Below are 19645 nucleotides of genomic sequence, written 5' to 3'. Positions count from 1 at the left end.
AATTTGAACTGCCAGAAATTACCGATAATGAACTGTTAGTGAGTGTAATTTCTGACAGCGTCTGTTTATCGACCTGGAAAGCGGCGTTACTCGGTAGTGAACATAAACGCGTACCCGACGATTTAGAAAATCATCCGGTCATTACCGGGCATGAATGTGCCGGGATTATTGTCGAAGTGGGTAAAAATCTCACTGGCAAATATAAAAAAGGCCAGCGTTTTGTATTGCAACCGGCGATGGGGTTACCAAGCGGATATTCAGCGGGCTACAGCTACGAATATTTTGGCGGCAATGCCACTTATATGATTATTCCCGAAATCGCCATTAATTTGGGCTGCGTATTACCGTATCACGGCTCTTATTTTGCTGCGGCGTCGCTGGCAGAGCCTATGTGCTGCATTATTGGTGCTTATCATGCCAATTATCACACCACGCAATATGTTTATGAGCATCGCATGGGCGTCAAACCTGGCGGCAATATTGCACTGCTGGCGTGTGCGGGTCCGATGGGCATTGGCGCTATCGATTACGCCATTAACGGTGGCATACAACCGTCACGGGTGGTGGTGGTCGATATCGACGACAAACGCCTGGCGCAGGTGCAGAAGCTGCTGCCGGTGGATCTGGCGGCCAGTAAAGGCATTGAGCTGGTGTATGTGAATACCAAAGGGATGAGCGATCCTATCCAGATGCTGCGGGCGCTGACAGGAGATGTCGGGTTCGATGACATTTTTGTTTATGCGGCGGTGCCTGCTGTCGTTGAGATGGCTGACGAATTACTGGCGGAAGATGGCTGTCTGAACTTCTTTGCCGGGCTGACGGATAAAAACTTCAAAGTGCCGTTTAATTTCTACAACGTCCATTACAACAGCACGCACGTAGTCGGTACATCCGGCGGTTCAACGGACGACATGAAAGAGGCGATTGCCCTTAGCGCCACAGGACAGTTACAGCCGTCGTTTATGGTGACCCATATTGGTGGCCTGGATGCGGTGCCAGAAACCGTGCTCAATCTGCCGGATATCCCTGGCGGTAAAAAACTCATTTATAACGGCGTGACCATGCCGCTCACTGCCATTGCCGATTTTGCCGAAAAAGGCAAAACCGATCCGCTGTTTAAAGAGTTGGCGCGGCTGGTTGAGGAAACGCACGGCATCTGGAATGAACAGGCCGAGAAATATCTGCTGGCACAATTTGGCGTTGATATCGGGGAGGCCGCGCAATGATGTCCCTGGCGTGGCCATTATTTCGCGTTACGGAACAGGCCGCGTTGGCTGCCTGGCCGCAAACCGGATGTGGCGACAAAAATAAAATTGATGGCCTGGCGGTCACCGCGATGCGCCAGGCATTAAACGACGTCGCTTTTCGTGGACGAGTGGTTATCTGCGAAGGAGAAATTGACCATGCGCCGATGCTGTGGATTGGCGAAGAGGTGGGCAAAGGCGATGGGCCAGAAGTCGATATCGCGGTTGATCCCATTGAAGGCACGCGGATGGTGGCGATGGGGCAGAGCAATGCGCTGGCGGTCATGGCTTTCGCTCCTCGAGATAGCCTGTTACATGCGCCCGATATGTATATGAAAAAGCTGGTTGTTAATCGACTGGCTGCCGGGGCGATTGATCTGTCTTTGCCTCTGGCGGACAACTTGCGTAACGTGGCGCGGGCGTTAGGTAAACCGCTGGACAAGCTGCGCATGGTTACGCTGGATAAACCGCGTCTGAGTGCCGCGATTGAAGAAGCAACACAGCTGGGCGTGAAGGTTTTTGCCCTGCCGGATGGCGATGTCGCCGCCAGCGTGCTGACCTGCTGGCAGGATAATCCTTACGATGTGATGTACACCATCGGCGGTGCGCCAGAAGGCGTGATTTCTGCCTGTGCCGTTAAAGCGTTAGGCGGGGATATGCAGGCCGAGCTGATTGACTTTTGTCAGGCTAAAGGGGATTACACGGAAAATCGGCAGATTGCAGAGCAGGAGCGCAAGCGTTGTAAGGCAATGGGCGTTGACGTTAACCGTGTGTACTCGCTCGATGAACTGGTGAGGGGGAACGATATCCTCTTTAGCGCTACGGGCGTGACGGGCGGCGAGTTGGTGAACGGTATCCAACAGACGGCGAATGGGGTGCGGACGCAGACATTACTGATCGGCGGCGCGGACCAAACGTGTAATATAATAGACTCCCTGCATTGATGGTGATCTATCGGAAGACCAATGGCGACTCTGACAGAAGATGATGTGCTTGAGCAACTGGATGCACAGGACAATTTATTTTCATTTATGAAAACTGCGCATTCTATTTTGCTCCAGGGGATACGCCAGTTTCTGCCGTCGCTGTTTGTCGATAACGATGAAGAGATCGTCGAATATGCAGTGAAGCCGTTACTCGCCCAAAGCGGCCCGCTTGACGATATTGATGTTGCGCTGCGTTTGATTTATGCGCTGGGGAAAATGGATAAATGGCTGTATGCCGATATCACGCACTTTTCCCAGTACTGGCATTACCTGAACGAACAGGATGAAACGCCCGGATTTGCCGATGATATAACCTGGGATTTTATCAGCAATGTCAACAGTATAACTCGCAATGCGACGCTCTACGATGCGTTAAAAGCGATGAAGTTCGCCGATTTCGCCGTCTGGTCAGAGGCGCGTTTTAGCGGAATGGTCAAAACGGCGCTGACGCTGGCAGTAACGACCACCTTAAAGGAATTAACGCCGTGAAAATTGAATTAACGGTGAATGGGCTGAACGTGCAAGCGCAGTACCATGATGAAGAGATAGAACGCGTGCATAAACCGTTGCTGCGTATGCTGGCGGCCTTACAGACGGTAAATCCGCAGCGGCGTACGGTGGTTTTTCTTTGCGCTCCGCCGGGGACGGGTAAATCTACCCTAACCACCTTCTGGGAATATCTCGCGCAACAAGACCCGGAGCTGCCCGCTATTCAGACGCTCCCGATGGATGGTTTTCACCATTACAATAGCTGGCTGGACGCGCATCAATTGCGCCCCTTCAAAGGCGCACCAGAGACATTTGACGTTGCGAAACTGGCGGAAAATCTGCGCCAGGTGGTGGAAGGGGATTGTACGTGGCCGCAGTACGATCGACAAAAGCATGATCCTGTTGAAGATGCGTTGCACGTTACCGCACCACTCGTCATCGTCGAAGGAAACTGGTTGTTGCTGGACGACGAGAAGTGGTGCCAGCTTGCGCAATTTTGTGATTTCTCGATCTTTATCAACGCGCCAGCTGCTGCGTTGCGGGAGCGTCTGGTGGGGCGCAAGCTGGCGGGAGGGGTATCGCTGGCAGATGCAGAAGCCTTTTATGACCGTACCGACGGGCCGAATGTTCGCCGGGTGCTGGAAGAGAGTCTGCCTGCAAATTTGACCTTAATGATGACCGCTACGGGTGAATATCGTCTGGTGGATTAACGTTCCTGATTACACCATCTTCCAGTCGCACCACACGAGAGAAATGACGCCGGGTAAATGCGGCGTCATGACTGATTGCTACCACGCTCGTGCCTCGCTGGCGGCACTTCTCCAGCCAGCTTTCAAACACGCTCAACCAATTTTCGTCAAAATCCCGACTCGGCTCGTCCAGCAGTAATAGTGGCGGAGAGAGTGCTTCCAGGCAGGCGACGGCGACCATCCGTCGCTGCGCACTATGCAGATCCAACGGGTGCGAGTTGGCAGTGTCTGCTAACTGACAACATTGCAGGGCAGCATGGGTACGTTGAGTGATTTCATCCGCCGGGCATTTTTGCAGTTTCAAACCAAATGCGATCTCGTCAGCGACGGTGCTGTGAAAAAGTTGGTTTTCCGCTTCCTGAAACAGTACGCCAACCTTTGCCGCGCGCTGGCGGTTTTTCAGGTTTTTCATCGCCTGTTGTTGCAGCATAACCGTACCGGCTGTGGGCGTAAGAAGACCTGCCATTACTCGTAACAGCGTCGATTTCCCTGCGCCATTGTCACCGGTCAGCGCCAACCATTCACCTTGTTTGAGTTGCAGAGAAATGTCGCAAAGACAATCCGTTGCCGCGCCAGGCCAGCGATAAGATATCTTATTTAACGTTAACATAGTGGCTGGAGCGCTCCGTTTTGCAATTGCCACGCTTGCTGGCAGTAGTTCAGGAAAGGTGTGCGATGACGTTCAAAAAGAATAATCAGCGAACCACGTTCAAACGCCCAGTGTTGTAAGCGCTGCAACAGCATTTCGCTGGCCTGCGGCGTCAGGCGGCTAAAGGCTTCATCAAGAATTAAGAGCTTTGGCTGCATCGCGATGGCGCAGGCGATGACCACGCGCTGTGTCTCTCCACCGGAGAGTGTTGCCGGGTGACGATGGCGCAACGGCTGGCACTCGGTCAGAGTCAGGGCGGCATCAATCCGCGCCATAATCTCTGCTTCAGCAAGACACAGATTTTCTGGCCCAAAGGCAACTTCTTCTTCCACGCTACAGGTACAGCCGGAGAGCTGCAAATAGGGCGATTGCTGGACGAGCTGGATGGTGGCGGATTGTTCATTAAGCGGGAGATGCCCAATGGGCGTACCGAGGAGCGTCCCCGTGCCTGTTATCTCTCTTGGCAGAAAGTCCGGATACCAGCCCGCCATCAGCTGTGCCAGCGTACTTTTGCCACTGCCGTTGTCACCAAAGATGGCGACCATCCCCGGTTTGACATAGTGAAAGTCATAACAGAACGGAGGATGCGTTGAGTGTGTCGGGCAATAACGGAACTGTTCTAACGTAACCATATCCACGCTCCGAATTCTGTCAGCATCAGCAAGATCATGGTGTAACGCGCTACGCGTTGTAGGGTGCTATCGGCTGGTGCCCACAACGTTGTTCGTCGGTTGTGGATCCGAAATGCCCGCATATCCAGCGCCGCACCACGGACAGCCAGCTCGTTAAGCGCATTGTGTGTTAGCGGAATAATTAACGCGGGCATAGCACGTAAACGCTGATACCAGCCCTCATCCAGCGGCACGCCGCGGGCACGCTGCGCTTCATGAATAATCGCTAATTGCCGTTTTAACTGCTCAACGACCAATAACGGCCCGGCAAACAGATAAGCGACGCCTGGCGGCAGGCGAGAAGCAAACAGAGCGCGAATAAAACATTGCACGGGGACGTACTGCATTCACAACTGTGAGGTTGAAACAATCGCCAGAATCAGCAACCAGAGCGTAATAGCATGCGACCACCGTTCTGGCGAGCGTGGCGTGCCGCTTAGCCATTCTGGTAGCCAGCCACCGTGTACCAGCCACAGCCCGGCTCCCAGCGAGAACATCAGCCAGACGACATATTTTGCCCGCCGCCGCGTGGCCTTTAGCGCAATAAGGCAGAAAAAGGTCGCCGCGCTATAGATCGGCAAAATGGTCTGCGCGGGCAGGATAAGCGTGGTGCAGGCCGCTAATGCCCACAGTGTTAATGAGGTAAATGGATGCATTTAGCGCACGGCAGCCATTGCCGGAAAATGGCGCGTGGTGCGAATCGGCAGCTGGCGCAGTAAAAGCCAGACAATCACCGCTGTAAGAATTTTATCGACCAGGTTCGCGCCTATCACCGTAATCGCCACCGACTCCACCAGGTTTTGCCCCATCGAGTGCATCCAGGCAACGAACAAATCGGCTCCGCTACCGGTGACACCGCCGAACAGCGCAGTACGCAGCGGTACAGCGACGACCGTTACCGCAAGCGTAATAATCACGCCGCTGACAACGACTTTTGGCAGGGTGCGAAACCAACCCGCTCGCGCCAGCCAACCGGAGACCAGGCCGATGACCATCGCGACGGGTGCAAATGCGGCGGCGATCGGGTCGGTCAGCAATCCCCAGAGTAAATTGGTCAGTAAGCCGGTCAGCATTCCGATCACCGGACCAAGCAGTACCGCGCTAATAAGTGTGCCGATGGAGTCGAGAAATATAGGTAATTTGACCATGCTGGCCAGTTGCCCGCCGATCATATTGATGGCGATAGATATAACGATCAACACCAGTGCCTGACTGGAAAAGTGGCTACGCGCCATAAGAAAACCTCTTTGAAAGTAGTTATTTAACGGGGGAAATATGCAACTCGTCGTAACCAGAAAGCGCGCAAGGTTGGCGGCTAAACTCCAGTTCCTCAAGGCTACCGATCACCAGTTCAAGCGTGGTCCGCACGGTACAGCCGGGCATCATATGACCGCCAAGCATCGTGCCGTGTGGATCGGAAACGCAGAGATGAAGATGCTCACCACTCTGTTCCAGCGTGCCGTTTAGTGAGATCACTTCGAATGTACCGTTCAGGAGCGTGGTGCCTTCTTGCCCGGCATAGCGCAAGGCGACGTCAGTCAGGCTACCGGTACAGCCTGCAATCCAGGCGGCATGAAGTTGATGTTGCTGTGCAAAAGCGTGTAGCTGGGAAAAAACTTCCTGCCCGGGGAGGAGGCGCAGTGCGTAAAAGCGTGCGGAGGAAGAATATGGGTAGGGCAATGTCATCATTGGAGTACTCCGAAACTCGGACGTATTGCGGATAATATCGACGCTGCATCAGCCATATTCTGATATAAGTCAGGGTTTGTGACGGCACAACGAAAAGATTTTGCTACGCTTATTCGTGATTCTGCAAAGTGGAATAAATTCCACAGGGGCGGGGCTGAAAACGTGACGTAAGTCAGATAATTGCTTTCTTTGACTGGACAATCATTCCTTTTATTCCACGTTTCGCTTATCCTAGCTGAAGCGTTTCAGTCGATTAAATGTTCGACAATTAACCAATCAGTCGCAGTTTGCGACAGGTAAGGTTTCCCCGGACGATTTGCTAGATTACTCTGTCTGGCAAATTTGCTCAGGGAAAACCTTGCAGGAGATCTATGACCGTACGCGTAGCGATAAATGGCTTCGGTCGCATCGGGCGTAATGTGGTTCGTGCTTTGTATGAATCCGGACGCCGGGCGGAAATTACCGTGGTGGCAATCAACGAACTGGCGGATGCTGCGGGCATGGCGCATTTGTTGAAATATGACACCAGCCATGGCCGTTTTGCATGGGAAGTACGACAGGAACGCGATCAACTTTTTGTTGGTGATGACGCCATCCGCGTATTGCATGAACGTTCACTGCAATCGCTCCCCTGGCGTGAACTTGGCGTTGATGTAGTCCTCGACTGCACCGGCGTATATGGCTCCCGCGAGCATAGCGAAGCGCATATTGCCGCCGGGGCCAAAAAAGTGCTCTTTTCACATCCTGGCAGTAACGATCTCGGCGCGACCGTTGTTTACGGCGTCAATCAGGATCAACTTCGTGCGGAACACCGCATCGTTTCTAACGCTTCCTGTACCACGAATTGCATAATTCCCGTCATCAAATTGTTAGATGATGCGTACGGTATTGAGTCCGGCACTGTGACCACAATTCACTCCGCCATGCACGATCAACAGGTTATTGATGCATACCATCCTGACCTGCGTCGCACCCGGGCAGCCAGCCAGTCGATCATTCCGGTCGATACTAAACTGGCCGCTGGTATCACACGATTTTTTCCGCAATTTAACGATCGCTTTGAAGCGATTGCGGTACGTGTGCCAACCATAAATGTGACGGCAATCGATTTAAGCGTGACGGTGAAGAAACCTGTAAAAGCCAATGAAGTCAACCTGTTGCTGCAAAAAGCAGCACAAGGTGCATTTCATGGTATAGTTGACTATACGGAATTGCCGTTGGTCTCTGTAGATTTTAACCACGATCCGCACAGTGCCATTGTCGATGGCACCCAAACCCGGGTCAGTGGCGCACACCTGATCAAAACGTTGGTCTGGTGCGATAACGAATGGGGCTTTGCTAACCGAATGCTCGACACGACGTTAGCTATGGCTACTGTTGCTTTCAGGTAAGACGCAAGCAGCGTCTGCAAAACTTTTAGAATCAACGAGAGGATTCACCATGTCTGTAATTAAGATGACCGATCTGGATCTTGCTGGGAAACGTGTATTTATCCGTGCGGATCTGAACGTACCAGTAAAAGACGGGAAAGTAACCAGCGACGCGCGTATCCGTGCTTCTCTGCCGACCATCGAACTGGCCCTGAAACAAGGCGCAAAAGTGATGGTAACTTCCCACCTGGGTCGTCCTACCGAAGGCGAGTACAACGAAGAATTCTCTCTGCTGCCGGTTGTTAACTACCTGAAAGACAAACTGTCTAACCCGGTTCGTCTGGTTAAAGATTACCTCGACGGCGTTGACGTTGCTGAAGGTGAACTGGTTGTTCTGGAAAACGTTCGCTTCAACAAAGGCGAGAAGAAAGACGACGAAACCCTGTCCAAAAAATACGCTGCACTGTGTGACGTGTTCGTAATGGACGCATTCGGTACTGCTCACCGCGCGCAGGCTTCTACTCACGGTATCGGTAAATTCGCTGACGTTGCGTGCGCAGGCCCGCTGCTGGCAGCTGAACTGGACGCGCTGGGTAAAGCACTGAAAGAACCTGCTCGCCCGATGGTGGCTATCGTTGGTGGTTCTAAAGTATCTACCAAACTGACCGTTCTGGACTCCCTGTCTAAAATCGCTGACCAGCTGATTGTTGGTGGTGGTATCGCTAACACCTTTATCGCGGCACAAGGCCACGATGTGGGTAAATCCCTGTACGAAGCTGACCTGGTTGACGAAGCTAAACGTCTGCTGACCACCTGCAACATCCCGGTTCCGTCTGATGTTCGCGTAGCAACCGAGTTCTCTGAAACTGCACCGGCTACCCTGAAATCTGTTAACGATGTGAAAGCTGACGAGCAGATCCTGGATATCGGTGATGCTTCCGCTCAGGAACTGGCTGAAATCCTGAAGAATGCGAAAACCATTCTGTGGAACGGTCCGGTTGGCGTGTTCGAATTCCCGAACTTCCGCAAAGGTACTGAAATCGTGGCTAACGCTATCGCAGACAGCGAAGCGTTCTCCATCGCTGGCGGCGGCGACACTCTGGCAGCAATCGACCTGTTCGGCATTGCTGACAAAATCTCCTACATCTCCACTGGCGGCGGCGCATTCCTCGAATTCGTGGAAGGTAAAGTACTGCCTGCAGTAGCGATGCTCGAAGAGCGCGCTAAGAAGTAAAAAATCACAGGGCAGGGAAACCTGCCCTTGTTTCAGCGCGCTTTTAGAGCACGCATTTTTTCATACTCTAAATAATTCGAGTTGCAGGAAGGCGACAAGAGAGTGAATCCCCAGGAGCTTACATAAGTAAGTGACTGGGGTGAGCGAACGCAGACGCAGCACATGCAACTTGAAGTATTATGAGTATAAGGCCCGACGATACAGGACAAGAGACATGTCTAAGATTTTTGATTTCGTAAAACCTGGCGTAATCACTGGTGATGACGTACAGAAAGTTTTCCAGGTAGCAAAAGAAAACAACTTCGCACTGCCAGCAGTAAACTGCGTCGGTACTGACTCCATCAACGCCGTACTGGAAACTGCTGCTAAAGTTAAAGCGCCGGTTATCGTTCAGTTCTCCAACGGTGGTGCTTCCTTTATCGCTGGTAAAGGCGTGAAATCTGACGTTCCGCAGGGTGCTGCTATCCTGGGCGCGATCTCTGGTGCGCATCACGTTCACCAGATGGCTGAACATTATGGTGTTCCGGTTATCCTGCACACTGACCACTGCGCGAAGAAACTGCTGCCGTGGATCGACGGTCTGCTGGACGCGGGTGAAAAACACTTCGCAGCTACCGGTAAGCCGCTGTTCTCTTCTCACATGATCGACCTGTCTGAAGAATCTCTGCAAGAGAACATCGAAATCTGCTCTAAATACCTGGAGCGTATGTCCAAAATCGGCATGACTCTGGAAATCGAACTGGGTTGCACCGGTGGTGAAGAAGACGGCGTGGACAACAGCCACATGGACGCTTCTGCACTGTACACCCAGCCGGAAGACGTTGATTACGCATACACCGAGCTGAGCAAAATCAGCCCGCGTTTCACCATCGCTGCGTCCTTCGGTAACGTACACGGTGTTTACAAGCCGGGTAACGTGGTTCTGACTCCGACCATCCTGCGTGATTCTCAGGAATATGTTTCTAAGAAACACAACCTGCCGCACAACAGCCTGAACTTCGTATTCCACGGTGGTTCCGGTTCTACTGCTCAGGAAATCAAAGACTCCGTAAGCTACGGCGTAGTGAAAATGAACATCGATACCGATACCCAATGGGCAACCTGGGAAGGCGTTCTGAACTACTACAAAGCGAACGAAGCTTATCTGCAGGGTCAGCTGGGTAACCCGAAAGGCGAAGATCAGCCGAACAAGAAATACTACGATCCGCGCGTATGGCTGCGTGCCGGTCAGACTTCGATGATCGCTCGTCTGGAAAAAGCATTCCAGGAACTGAACGCGATCGACGTTCTGTAAGTCATTCCTTTCTGCTTATCTCAAGGCCCGCTCTGCGGGTCTTTTTTTCGCCAAAAGCAAGGTGATTCAGATGAGAAATCTGTGATCTATTTGGCAAAATTATGCTTTATTGTTTACCCTTGTCAGACTGCCCGTCATAAGGCGGCGGAGTGTATTTCTCCATTTTGAGTCAGTTGAAAAGGAATATTGAATGGAAGATTTGAATGTTGTCGATAGCATAAACGGCGCGGGAAGCTGGCTGGTAGCTAACCAGGCGCTGCTGCTAAGTTATGCAGTAAACATCGTGGCGGCACTCGCGATCATCATCGTTGGTTTGATTATCGCGCGGATGATTTCCAACGCGGTGAATCGCCTGATGATCTCCCGTAAAATCGATGCCACTGTTGCTGATTTTCTTTCTGCATTAGTCCGTTACGGTATTATCGCCTTTACGCTAATCGCTGCCCTGGGACGCGTGGGTGTACAAACAGCGTCAGTCATTGCTGTACTCGGTGCCGCAGGCTTAGCTGTTGGTCTGGCTTTGCAGGGGTCACTTTCTAACCTGGCCGCTGGCGTGTTACTTGTCATGTTCCGCCCGTTCCGTGCCGGAGAATATGTTGACCTCGGCGGCGTAGCCGGTACTGTGCTGAGTGTGCAGATTTTCTCCACCACCATGCGTACTGCAGACGGTAAAATTATCGTTATTCCGAACGGTAAAATTATTGCCGGAAATATTATTAACTTCTCCCGCGAGCCAGTTCGCCGTAACGAATTTATTATTGGCGTGGCGTATGATTCCGATATCGATCAGGTTAAGCAGATCCTGACCAATATTATCCAGTCTGAAGATCGCATTTTGAAAGATCGCGAAATGACTGTGCGCCTGAACGAACTTGGTGCATCGTCGATTAATTTCGTGGTCCGCGTCTGGAGCAACAGCGGCGATCTGCAAAACGTGTACTGGGATGTGCTGGAGCGTATTAAACGTGAATTTGATGCCGCCGGTATCAGCTTCCCGTACCCGCAAATGGATGTGAACTTTAAGCGGGTGAAAGAAGACAAAGCTGCGTAATCAACGCTGAGGCCAGATAATACTCTCTGGCCTCTCTCTTATTAGTTATTCTGATTGCCAATTAATATTATCAATTTCCGCTAATAACAATCCCGCGATATAGTCTCTGCATCAGATACTTAATTCGGAATATCCAACGTGTTTTCTTATTACTTTCAAGGTCTTGCTCTTGGGGCAGCTATGATTCTGCCGCTCGGCCCACAAAATGCTTTTGTGATGAATCAGGGCATTCGTCGTCAGTACCACATTATGATTGCCTTACTTTGCGCTATCAGCGATTTGGTCCTGATTTGCGCGGGGATTTTTGGTGGTAGCGCGTTATTGATGCAGTCGCCGTGGTTGCTAGCGCTGGTCACTTGGGGCGGCGTAGTCTTCTTGCTCTGGTATGGTTTTGGCGCTTTTAAAACAGCGATGAGTAGTAATATTGAGTTAGCTAGTGCCGAAGTCCTGAAGCAAGGCAGATGGAAAATTATCGCCACCATGTTGGCAGTGACCTGGCTGAATCCGCATGTTTACCTGGATACTTTTGTTGTACTGGGCAGCCTTGGCGGGCAGCTTGACGTCGAACCAAAACGTTGGTTTGCGCTCGGGACAATTAGCGCCTCTTTCCTGTGGTTCTTTGGTCTGGCTATTCTCGCAGCCTGGCTGGCACCGCGCCTGCGCACGGCAAAATCACAGCACATTATCAATCTGGTAGTGGGATGTGTCATGTGGTTTATAGCCTTGCAGCTGGCGAGAGACGGTATTGCTCATGCACAAGCCTTGTTCAGTTAGGCGCTATCTGATGGAAAAATAAAACAGAGGCGCTAAGCTTGCCTCCAGAGGTCCTGAATTTTGGGCAAGTCAATTAACACGGAGAGACTAACGTGAAGTTCAAAGTTATCGCCCTGGCGGCATTAATGGGTATTAGCGGGATGGCAGCGCAGGCTAACGAATTGCCGGATGGACCGCATATTGTCACCTCCGGTACGGCAAGTGTGGATGCGGTGCCAGACATTGCCACTCTTGCGATTGAAGTTAACGTGGCCGCGAAGGATGCCGCTACAGCCAAGAAACAGGCAGATGAGCGCGTCGCACAATACATTTCCTTCCTTGAACTCAATCAGATCGCGAAAAAAGATATCAGCTCAGCGAATTTACGCACCCAGCCAGATTATGACTATCAGGATGGTAAAAGTATCCTGAAAGGCTACCGAGCTGTGAGAACGGTGGAAGTCACGCTCCGTCAGTTAGACAAACTGAATTCCTTGCTGGATGGCGCGCTGAAGGCGGGTCTTAACGAAATTCGTTCTGTGTCGCTGGGCGTGGCGCAGCCGGATGCCTATAAAGACAAAGCGCGTAAGGCAGCGATTGATAACGCGATTCATCAGGCGCAGGAACTGGCGAACGGCTTTCATCGTAAACTGGGGCCGGTATATAGCGTGCGCTACCATGTTTCCAACTATCAGCCCAGCCCAATGGTGCGGATGATGAAAGCCGATGCCGCGCCGGTGTCTGCCCAGGAAACTTACGAGCAGGCCGCTATTCAGTTTGATGATCAGGTCGATGTGGTCTTCCAGTTAGAACCTGTGGATCAACAACCCGCTAAAACACCTGCAGCACAATAATACTTGTAGCCCGACGTATTCGTCGGGCTAATGCCTTTACCCGATATTGCCTCCTTTTTCTGTAATTTTCTGTAAAACCATGACGTAATCACCTATCTTTGCTCGCGGTTTCATCAAGGATAGGCTGACTGAAACGGTTAAGCGGACAAGGATGCGGGGAGGGGGGATGGACATTTTTATTTCGAAAAAGATGCGCAATTTCATTTTATTAGCGCAAACCAATAATATTGCCCGGGCGGCAGAAAAAATCCATATGACGGCTTCGCCATTTGGTAAAAGCATTGCCGCGCTGGAAGAACAAATTGGCTATACGCTATTTACCCGCAAAGATAATAATATCAGCCTCAATAAAGCCGGTCAGGAACTGTATCAAAAACTGTTCCCGGTTTATCAACGACTTTCTGCGATTGATAATGAAATCCATAACTCAGGGCGTCGTTCACGAGAAATTGTGATTGGCATAGATAATACTTATCCGACAATTATTTTCGATCAGTTGATTAGTCTCGGAGATAAGTATGAAGGCGTGACCGCCCAGCCAGTTGAGTTCAGCGAAAACGGCGTTATCGATAATCTTTTTGACCGTCAGTTAGATTTTATTATCTCCCCACAGCATGTATCTGCACGAGTTCAGGAACTGGAAAACCTGACTATCAGTGAATTACCACCGCTGTGATTGGGCTTTCTCGTTTCTCGCCGTTATAAAGAGCGTCAAGAGCAAGAGCTGCTTCAGGAGCTCCCCTGGCTACAAATGCGCTTTCAAAACCGGGCTAACTTCGAAGCAATGATTGATGCGAATATGCGACCTTGTGGGATCAATCCCACCATTATTTATCGTCCCTACAGTTTTATGGCCAAAATCAGCGCCGTGGAGCGCGGACATTTTCTGACGGTGATCCCGCATTTTGCCTGGTGACTGGTGAATCCGGCAACGCTGAAATATTTTGATGCGCCGCACAGGCCGATGTATATGCAGGAATATCTTTATTCAATCAGAAATCATCGTTATACCGCCACGATCTTCAGCATATTGCTGAAGATCGTGACGGGACAAACCATTAACCCAGCATCGAGCCGGTTGCAATTAAATTACGGTGTAAGTCGAAGACGTGGCTAAGATCGTGGTGAATATGTCCGCCGGGCGCATTTTCCAGATAGCGATGCAGATAATCCCGATACATAGGATGTGCACAATTATCAATGATAGTGCGGGCGCGTTGAAGCGGGGAAAGACCGCGCAGATCGGCGATCCCTTGTTCGGTGATGATCACTTTGACGCTGTGTTCGCTGTGATCAACATGGCTGCACATTGGCACGACGGTTGAGATCTTGCCTTCTTTAGCAATCGACGGAGCCATAAAGATCGACAGATACGCGTTGCGTTCAAAATCACCGCTGCCGCCGATGCCGTTCATCAGATCGACCCCGGCTACGTGCGTTGAATTTGCATGCCCGTAAATATCAAACTCCAGGCCGACGTTCAGAGCGATGACGCCCAGACGACGGATGATTTCCGGGTTATTGGAAATCTCCTGCGGACGCAACACAATGCGGCTGGCAAAGTAATCCATATTGTCGTAAATCTTGCGCAGGGAATCGGCCGAGATTGTCAGGCTGGAGGCGCTGGCCCCGCTGATTTTGCCGGTTTCCAGTAAATGCACCACCGATTCCTGTAGCACTTCCGAATACATCATGAACGGAGGAATTTCCGGGTTTTCCCCCAGACGCGCCATTACCGCATTATTGATATTGCCCACGCCACTTTGCAGCGGCAGAAATTCCGGCGGAATACGCCCATGCGCCATTTCCTGCAATAAGAACGTGACCACGTTATCGGCAATCTGCTGGCACATGGGATTTTGCTTATCCAGCATATTACCGGCGTCGGGCAAGTTGGTTTCCACGACGGCGACAATCTTTTTCGGATCGATTTGCACATAGCGGGTACCGACGCGATCCATTGCATGGAAGATCGACACGCTATTGCGCCGCGGTGGCGCGCCAGGAATCACAATATCTGCCAGTTCTGCAACGCGCGGATCGTGATAGTGATTAAGTTCAATGATCACTTTCTTCGCTCGCAGCAGCCAGGTCGGCGCATTACCGATCCCGCTGGTTAACCAGACTCGACCATCCGGTGCCAGTGCCGATGCTTCAATGACGGCAACATCAATGTCGCCGAAGAAACCGTAATTGACCATTTGCGCCACTTCGCTCAAATGTAGGTCAACGAAACTCACCGCGCCCTGATTGATCTTTTTACGTAAACTGGACGATGTTTGATATGGCGCACGCCAGGAAACAGCATCGGCGTCAGAAAGTACATCGTCAGCGGCGGCGCTGATTGACGCCCCCGTCAGCAGGCGAATTTGATACGGCTTTTTGGCCTCATGCTGTTCGTTAGCTCTGCGGGCAATCGCGGCGGGTAGGGCTTTCGGCGAACCCGCTGGGGTAAAGCCGCTAAATGCCACCATGTCGTTATGCTGGATAATTTCTGCCGCTTCATCGGCGGTCATCCTTGTCCACTGAGTTTCCATTTTTACTCCTTCGTTCGCAGGGATTAATGACCAACGAAATTAGGTTTACGTTTTTCGAGGAAAGCGTTCATCCCTTCCTGGTAATCTTCGCTGTCATAAACCGCGCGGCGCATCCCCTGAATACGTTCAAATTCATCGGAGTTCATGGTGTGTGCTTCGCCCAGTACACGCAGCTCTTCTTTGATAACGGCAATGGCTAACGGCGCTTTCTCAGAGATGTGGTGCGCCATTTGTAAGGTGAAATCTTCCAGTTCTTCCACTTCCACAACATGGTTGAGGATGCCGACAGCCAGCGCGCGCTGGGCGGTGATTGGCGAAGCGGTAAAAATCAGCTCTTTGACAATGTGGAAGCCCGCGTCGCGGGTCAGGTTGTGAATGCCGACCAGGTTATACGGGACGCCGAGGTTTACAGGCGTCATTGAGAAGGTTGAGGTACTGGCGGCGATGATCAGATCGGAACTCATGATCATTTCAAATGCGCCACCCCAAACACTACCTTCCACCATCGAAATGATCGGTTTCGGGAATTTTTGGATCATGCGGGTGATTTGACGCAATGGATCATCATAGGAGAGCGGATCGCGACCGCCAGACGGCAGTTCGTGAATATCGTGACCTGCGGAGAAGACTTTGGATCCACTTGGCGCCCGCAAAATGATACAGCGAATTTCCGGCCGGTTGAGATCGCTTAACGCCTGCATAAGATCATCAATAAAGACTTTACTTAAGGCATTAAGTTTTCGTCCATAGTTAAACTCAATGACCGCCACTTTGTTGATAGTGGCAACGTTCACATACTGATAAGACATAAAAATTCCTTTAATCAAAATATTGCGTCTGGATAAATTCACTGAGCTGCCGCAGGCCGGTGCGCGGTGAGAGCGTATTGTTTTTGACCGCTAAAAGCGTCTGGCGGTAATAGCGATCGAAATCTTCATTCGCGAACAGGTGATTCAGTACTTCTTCTTCGGTCTGCTTACGCAGCCATTCCACCGATTGTTGTTGCCGCACTTGTTGTAAACGACCACTGGCAGTTAGCGCGGTTTTGAAGTCGATGATGGCGTGCCAGATCTCATCGATTCCACGTTTTTCCAGTGCGCTACAAGTCAGACCCCGTGGCTGCCATTCGTCGTATTTACGTCGCAGAATATGCAGGGCACTCTCGTACATATGCCGGGCAATGGCGACATTGGTATGGTTATCGCCATCGTCTTTATTGATAACGAGCAGATCAGCCACTTCCATCAGCCCTTTTTTAATGCCCTGCAGATCATCGCCGCCACCGGCAATTTGCAACGAGATAAAACAGTCCACCATGCGGGCGACTTCCGTTTCCGACTGCGCGACGCCAACCGTTTCGACAATCACTACGTCATAACCCGCCGCTTCGCATAACAGCATTAATTCCCGTGCTCGCTGACTGGCACCGCCCAGATGACCGGAGGAGGGTACCGGGCGAATAAACGCCGCCTCGGCACGCGCCAGGTCATTCATGCGGGTTTTATCCCCGAGAATGCTACCGCCAGTGACCGGGCTGCTGGGATCGACCGCAATAACAGCAACCTTTAATCCCTCACGAATCAACAACATGCCAAAGGCTTCAAGAAAGGTACTTTTCCCCGCGCCGGGTGTGCCGGTAACGCCCAGTCGCAGGGCGTTACCACAGAACGGCATAATAGCGTCAAGCAGCTGTGTACTTAGCGCCTGATGACGTGGGTGACGGCTTTCCACCAGCGTCATGGCTTGGGCGAGCGTGGCACGCTCACCCTGACGTAAGCGGCGAATACTTTCTGCCAGCGTGGCTTCATTAATCATGATGCTGGCTTATCAGATTCAGTACGTCGCGCACACTGTCGAGCATAGGTGTACCTGGACCATAAATCGCCGCCACGCCGCGCTCTTGCAGGAAGGCGTAATCCTGCGGCGGAATGACGCCACCCGCGACCACGCAGATATCTTCGCGTCCCCATTTTTTCAGCGCTTCGACCAGTTCCGGGATCAGCGTTTTATGACCGGCAGCCAGTGAGGATGCGCCCGCTACGTGAACGTCGTTTTCTACGGCCAGGCGGGCGATCTCTTCAGGTGTAGAGAACATCGGGCTTAAATCTACGTCGAAACCGAGATCGGAATAGGCGCTGGCGATCACTTTCGCGCCGCGATCGTGTCCATCCTGGCCCATCTTAGCGATCAGAATGCGCGGGCGACGACCATTGTCGGCAAGGAACTGCTCCGTTTGCGCAACAATGGCATCGAACTCGGAGGCCGATTTCTCAGACTGATGATAGCTTTGCGCAATCACGCCGGTAACACACTGGCTTGGCACCAGATAACGGTCGAAAGCGACTTCCAGCGCATCGGAAATTTCACCCAGGGTGGCGCGAACGCGAGCGGCATTAACAGCGGCAGCCAGCAGGTTTTCGTTATGCTGTGCGGCGTGAGTCAGGGCGTTCAACGCGGCGGTTACGGCGGCATCATCACGGGCGGCGCGAATGCGTTCCAGCGAAGCAATTTGCTCGTTACGCACCATCACGTTGTCGATCTCAAGTACATCGGTTTCGTCTTCGTGATCCAGTTTGTACTTGTTGACACCAACGATGACACGCTTGCCCTGGTCGATCAGCGACTGTTCGCGCGCTGAGGCCTCTTCGGTCATTCGTTTTGGCAGACCTGCTTCGATCGCTTTCGCCATGCCACCGGCTTCGTCGATCTGTTGGATAATAGCTCTGGCTTGTTTGACGATTTGATCGGTCAGCGACTCAATGTAATAGGATCCGGCCAGTGGATCGACGGTGTGGCAGAGTTCTGATTCTTCCTGGATGATGATCTGGGTGTTGCGGGCAATGCGTGCTGAGAAATCGGTAGGCAAACCAAGCGCTTCGTCAAAGGCGTTGGTATGCAGTGACTGAGTACCGCCCAGCGTCGCAGCCAGTGCTTCAATGGTGGTGCGGATAACGTTGTTATACGGATCCTGTTCAGTCAGGCTCCAGCCTGAGGTCTGGCAGTGGGTACGCAGCGCCAGTGATTTCGGATCCTGTGCGCCAAATCCACTGACCGCTTCGCTCCATAAATAACGTGCCGCACGCAACATGGCGACGTTCATAAACAGATCCATGCCGATACCGAAGAATAACGACAGGCGAGGAGCGAAGTCATCCATTTTCAGTCCGGCAGAGATTGCTGCTTTGATGTACTCAATCCCATCGGCGAGCGTAAATGCTACCTGCTGCACGCAGTTGGCACCCGCTTCCCCCATGTGGTAACCGCTGATACTGATGGTATTAAATCGCGGCATGTTGCCGGAACACCAGGCGATGATGTCGGCGATAATGCGCATTGACGGTTTTGGTGGGTAAATATAGGTGTTGCGGCAGAGGTACTCTTTGAGAATATCGTTTTGAATGGTGCCGGTCAGTTTATCAGGTGTAACACCTTGCTCTTCTGCGGCGACGATATAAAACGCCAGTACTGGTAGCACTGCGCCATTCATGGTCATCGAAACCGACATTTTACCCAGCGGGATCTGGTCGAACAGGACTTTCATATCTTCCACGGTGTCGATAGCGACGCCCGCTTTGCCGACGTCACCCGCCACGCGTGGGTTATCGGAGTCGTAGCCACGGTGGGTGGCAAGGTCAAACGCAACGGAAAGACCTTTTTGCCCGGCGGCCAGGTTACGGCGATAAAAAGCGTTGGACTCTTTTGCTGTTGAAAAACCAGCATACTGACGGATGGTCCACGGTTGGGCGGTATACATAGTGGCACGCGGGCCACGAACGTAGGGCGGCAAACCAGGAAGGGTACCTGTCACCTCCAGATTATCGAGATCGGCTTCGGTATACAGCGGCTTGATGGCGATCCCTTCCGCGGTTTGCTGAACCAGCGAGTCGACAGTTTTCTCCCGACGGCTCAATTCCTTGTTGGCAAGCTGTTGCCACTCCTGCTCGTTAGACATTATTTGCTCCGTAAAACGCAATCAAAATGAGGGTATTTGCGCTTACGGTGAGCTTTTTACGTGGGTTTGTCGCCAGCAAAAAAAATGCATTCAGACGTCGTTTTTTGCCGCCTGAGATTTGTC

At 51.9% G+C, this 19645-nt stretch carries 18 protein-coding genes and 2 pseudogenes; 11 read left to right on the top strand and 9 right to left on the bottom strand.

Annotated features, from left to right (window positions below):
• The 4 genes from ACUU1I_RS13575 to ACUU1I_RS13560 all read left to right on the top strand — a co-directional run.
• Positions 1–1226: zinc-binding dehydrogenase (locus tag ACUU1I_RS13575; protein WP_449144844.1), on the top strand; the 1226-nt coding region annotated here is incomplete at its 5' end.
• Entirely contained in the window at positions 1223–2188 is a 966-nt protein-coding gene (gene glpX / locus ACUU1I_RS13570) for a class II fructose-bisphosphatase (RefSeq protein ID WP_000987267.1), read from the top strand. The genes ACUU1I_RS13575 and glpX, both read left to right, overlap by 4 nt.
• Positions 2189–2209: 21 nt before the next feature.
• A complete protein-coding gene (fumE, locus tag ACUU1I_RS13565) occupies positions 2210–2719 on the top strand; it encodes a fumarase E (protein ID WP_000224135.1) in 510 nt (169 codons plus the stop codon).
• The gene (locus ACUU1I_RS13560; protein ID WP_000687761.1) at positions 2716–3429 is read left to right on the top strand and encodes a nucleoside/nucleotide kinase family protein; all 714 of its coding nucleotides are present in this window, start codon (positions 2716–2718) and stop codon (positions 3427–3429) included. Before fumE ends, ACUU1I_RS13560 begins: the two co-directional genes overlap by 4 nt.
• Here the strand turns inward: ACUU1I_RS13560 and ACUU1I_RS13555 are convergent.
• The 5 genes and pseudogenes from ACUU1I_RS13555 to ACUU1I_RS13535 form a co-directional block, all read right to left on the bottom strand.
• Complete coding sequence (locus ACUU1I_RS13555; protein ID WP_000956873.1) at positions 3401–4078, bottom strand: ABC transporter ATP-binding protein; 678 nt, start codon at positions 4076–4078, stop codon at positions 3401–3403. The two genes, ACUU1I_RS13560 and ACUU1I_RS13555, sit on opposite strands and share 29 nt — an antisense overlap.
• Positions 4072–4749 carry an ABC transporter ATP-binding protein gene (locus ACUU1I_RS13550; RefSeq protein WP_000256977.1) on the bottom strand — a complete coding sequence of 226 codons (678 nt, stop codon included), beginning with the start codon at positions 4747–4749 and terminating at the stop codon, positions 4072–4074. The genes ACUU1I_RS13555 and ACUU1I_RS13550 overlap by 7 nt, the downstream gene beginning before the upstream one ends.
• Positions 4737–5444, bottom strand: a pseudogene (locus ACUU1I_RS13545) (energy-coupling factor transporter transmembrane component T). The gene ACUU1I_RS13550 and the pseudogene ACUU1I_RS13545 overlap by 13 nt, the downstream one beginning before the upstream one ends.
• Complete coding sequence (locus tag ACUU1I_RS13540) at positions 5445–6023, bottom strand: ECF transporter S component (protein WP_000124315.1); 579 nt, start codon at positions 6021–6023, stop codon at positions 5445–5447.
• 22 nt (positions 6024–6045) lie between these two features.
• Positions 6046–6477, bottom strand: coding sequence for a PPC domain-containing DNA-binding protein (locus ACUU1I_RS13535; RefSeq protein ID WP_000988694.1), 432 nt, complete (start codon positions 6475–6477; stop codon positions 6046–6048).
• 371 nt (positions 6478–6848) lie between these two features.
• Here ACUU1I_RS13535 and epd point away from each other — a divergent pair, with 371 nt between their 5' ends.
• The 7 genes and pseudogenes from epd to srsR all read left to right on the top strand — a co-directional run bounded on the left by epd (position 6849) and on the right by srsR (position 14095).
• On the top strand, positions 6849–7868 hold the full coding sequence (gene epd / locus ACUU1I_RS13530) for an erythrose-4-phosphate dehydrogenase (protein ID WP_000218484.1): 1020 nt from the start codon (positions 6849–6851) through the stop codon (positions 7866–7868).
• 49 nt (positions 7869–7917) lie between these two features.
• Positions 7918–9081, top strand: coding sequence for a phosphoglycerate kinase (gene pgk, locus ACUU1I_RS13525; RefSeq protein WP_000111269.1), 1164 nt, complete (start codon positions 7918–7920; stop codon positions 9079–9081).
• 214 nt (positions 9082–9295) lie between these two features.
• A complete protein-coding gene (gene fbaA / locus ACUU1I_RS13520; RefSeq protein ID WP_000034372.1) occupies positions 9296–10375 on the top strand; it encodes a class II fructose-bisphosphate aldolase in 1080 nt (359 codons plus the stop codon).
• Between the two features lie 190 nt (positions 10376–10565).
• Complete coding sequence (gene mscS / locus ACUU1I_RS13515) at positions 10566–11426, top strand: small-conductance mechanosensitive channel MscS (protein WP_000389818.1); 861 nt, start codon at positions 10566–10568, stop codon at positions 11424–11426.
• Positions 11427–11564: 138 nt separating this feature from the next.
• Positions 11565–12200, top strand: coding sequence for an arginine exporter ArgO (argO, locus tag ACUU1I_RS13510; protein ID WP_000493358.1), 636 nt, complete (start codon positions 11565–11567; stop codon positions 12198–12200).
• A gap of 92 nt (positions 12201–12292) precedes the next feature.
• A complete protein-coding gene (locus tag ACUU1I_RS13505; protein ID WP_000669834.1) occupies positions 12293–13033 on the top strand; it encodes an oxidative stress defense protein in 741 nt (246 codons plus the stop codon).
• Between the two features lie 166 nt (positions 13034–13199).
• Positions 13200–14095, top strand: a pseudogene (gene srsR / locus ACUU1I_RS13500) (LysR family transcriptional regulator SrsR).
• On the opposite strand, the gene scpC reads toward srsR, so the two are convergent.
• The 4 genes from scpC to scpA are packed head-to-tail and all read right to left on the bottom strand — an operon-like array spanning position 14092 to position 19522.
• Positions 14092–15570 carry a propionyl-CoA:succinate CoA transferase gene (gene scpC / locus ACUU1I_RS13495; protein WP_000449925.1) on the bottom strand — a complete coding sequence of 493 codons (1479 nt, stop codon included), beginning with the start codon at positions 15568–15570 and terminating at the stop codon, positions 14092–14094. The pseudogene srsR and the gene scpC sit on opposite strands and share 4 nt — an antisense overlap.
• Before the next feature lie 23 nt (positions 15571–15593).
• Positions 15594–16379 (bottom strand): methylmalonyl-CoA decarboxylase, encoded by a 786-nt coding sequence (gene scpB, locus ACUU1I_RS13490; RefSeq protein WP_000122063.1) that lies wholly within the window; start codon positions 16377–16379, stop codon positions 15594–15596.
• Positions 16380–16389: 10 nt separating this feature from the next.
• The gene (gene meaB / locus ACUU1I_RS13485) at positions 16390–17385 is read right to left on the bottom strand and encodes a methylmalonyl Co-A mutase-associated GTPase MeaB (protein WP_000606499.1); all 996 of its coding nucleotides are present in this window, start codon (positions 17383–17385) and stop codon (positions 16390–16392) included.
• On the bottom strand, positions 17378–19522 hold the full coding sequence (scpA, locus tag ACUU1I_RS13480) for a methylmalonyl-CoA mutase (protein ID WP_000064250.1): 2145 nt from the start codon (positions 19520–19522) through the stop codon (positions 17378–17380). Before scpA ends, meaB begins: the two co-directional genes overlap by 8 nt.
• Between the last annotated feature and the right edge of the window lie 123 nt (positions 19523–19645).

This window comes from Shigella sp. SIG3, from assembly GCF_053555855.1.
This window is presented reverse-complemented; position numbering and strand designations above follow the sequence as displayed.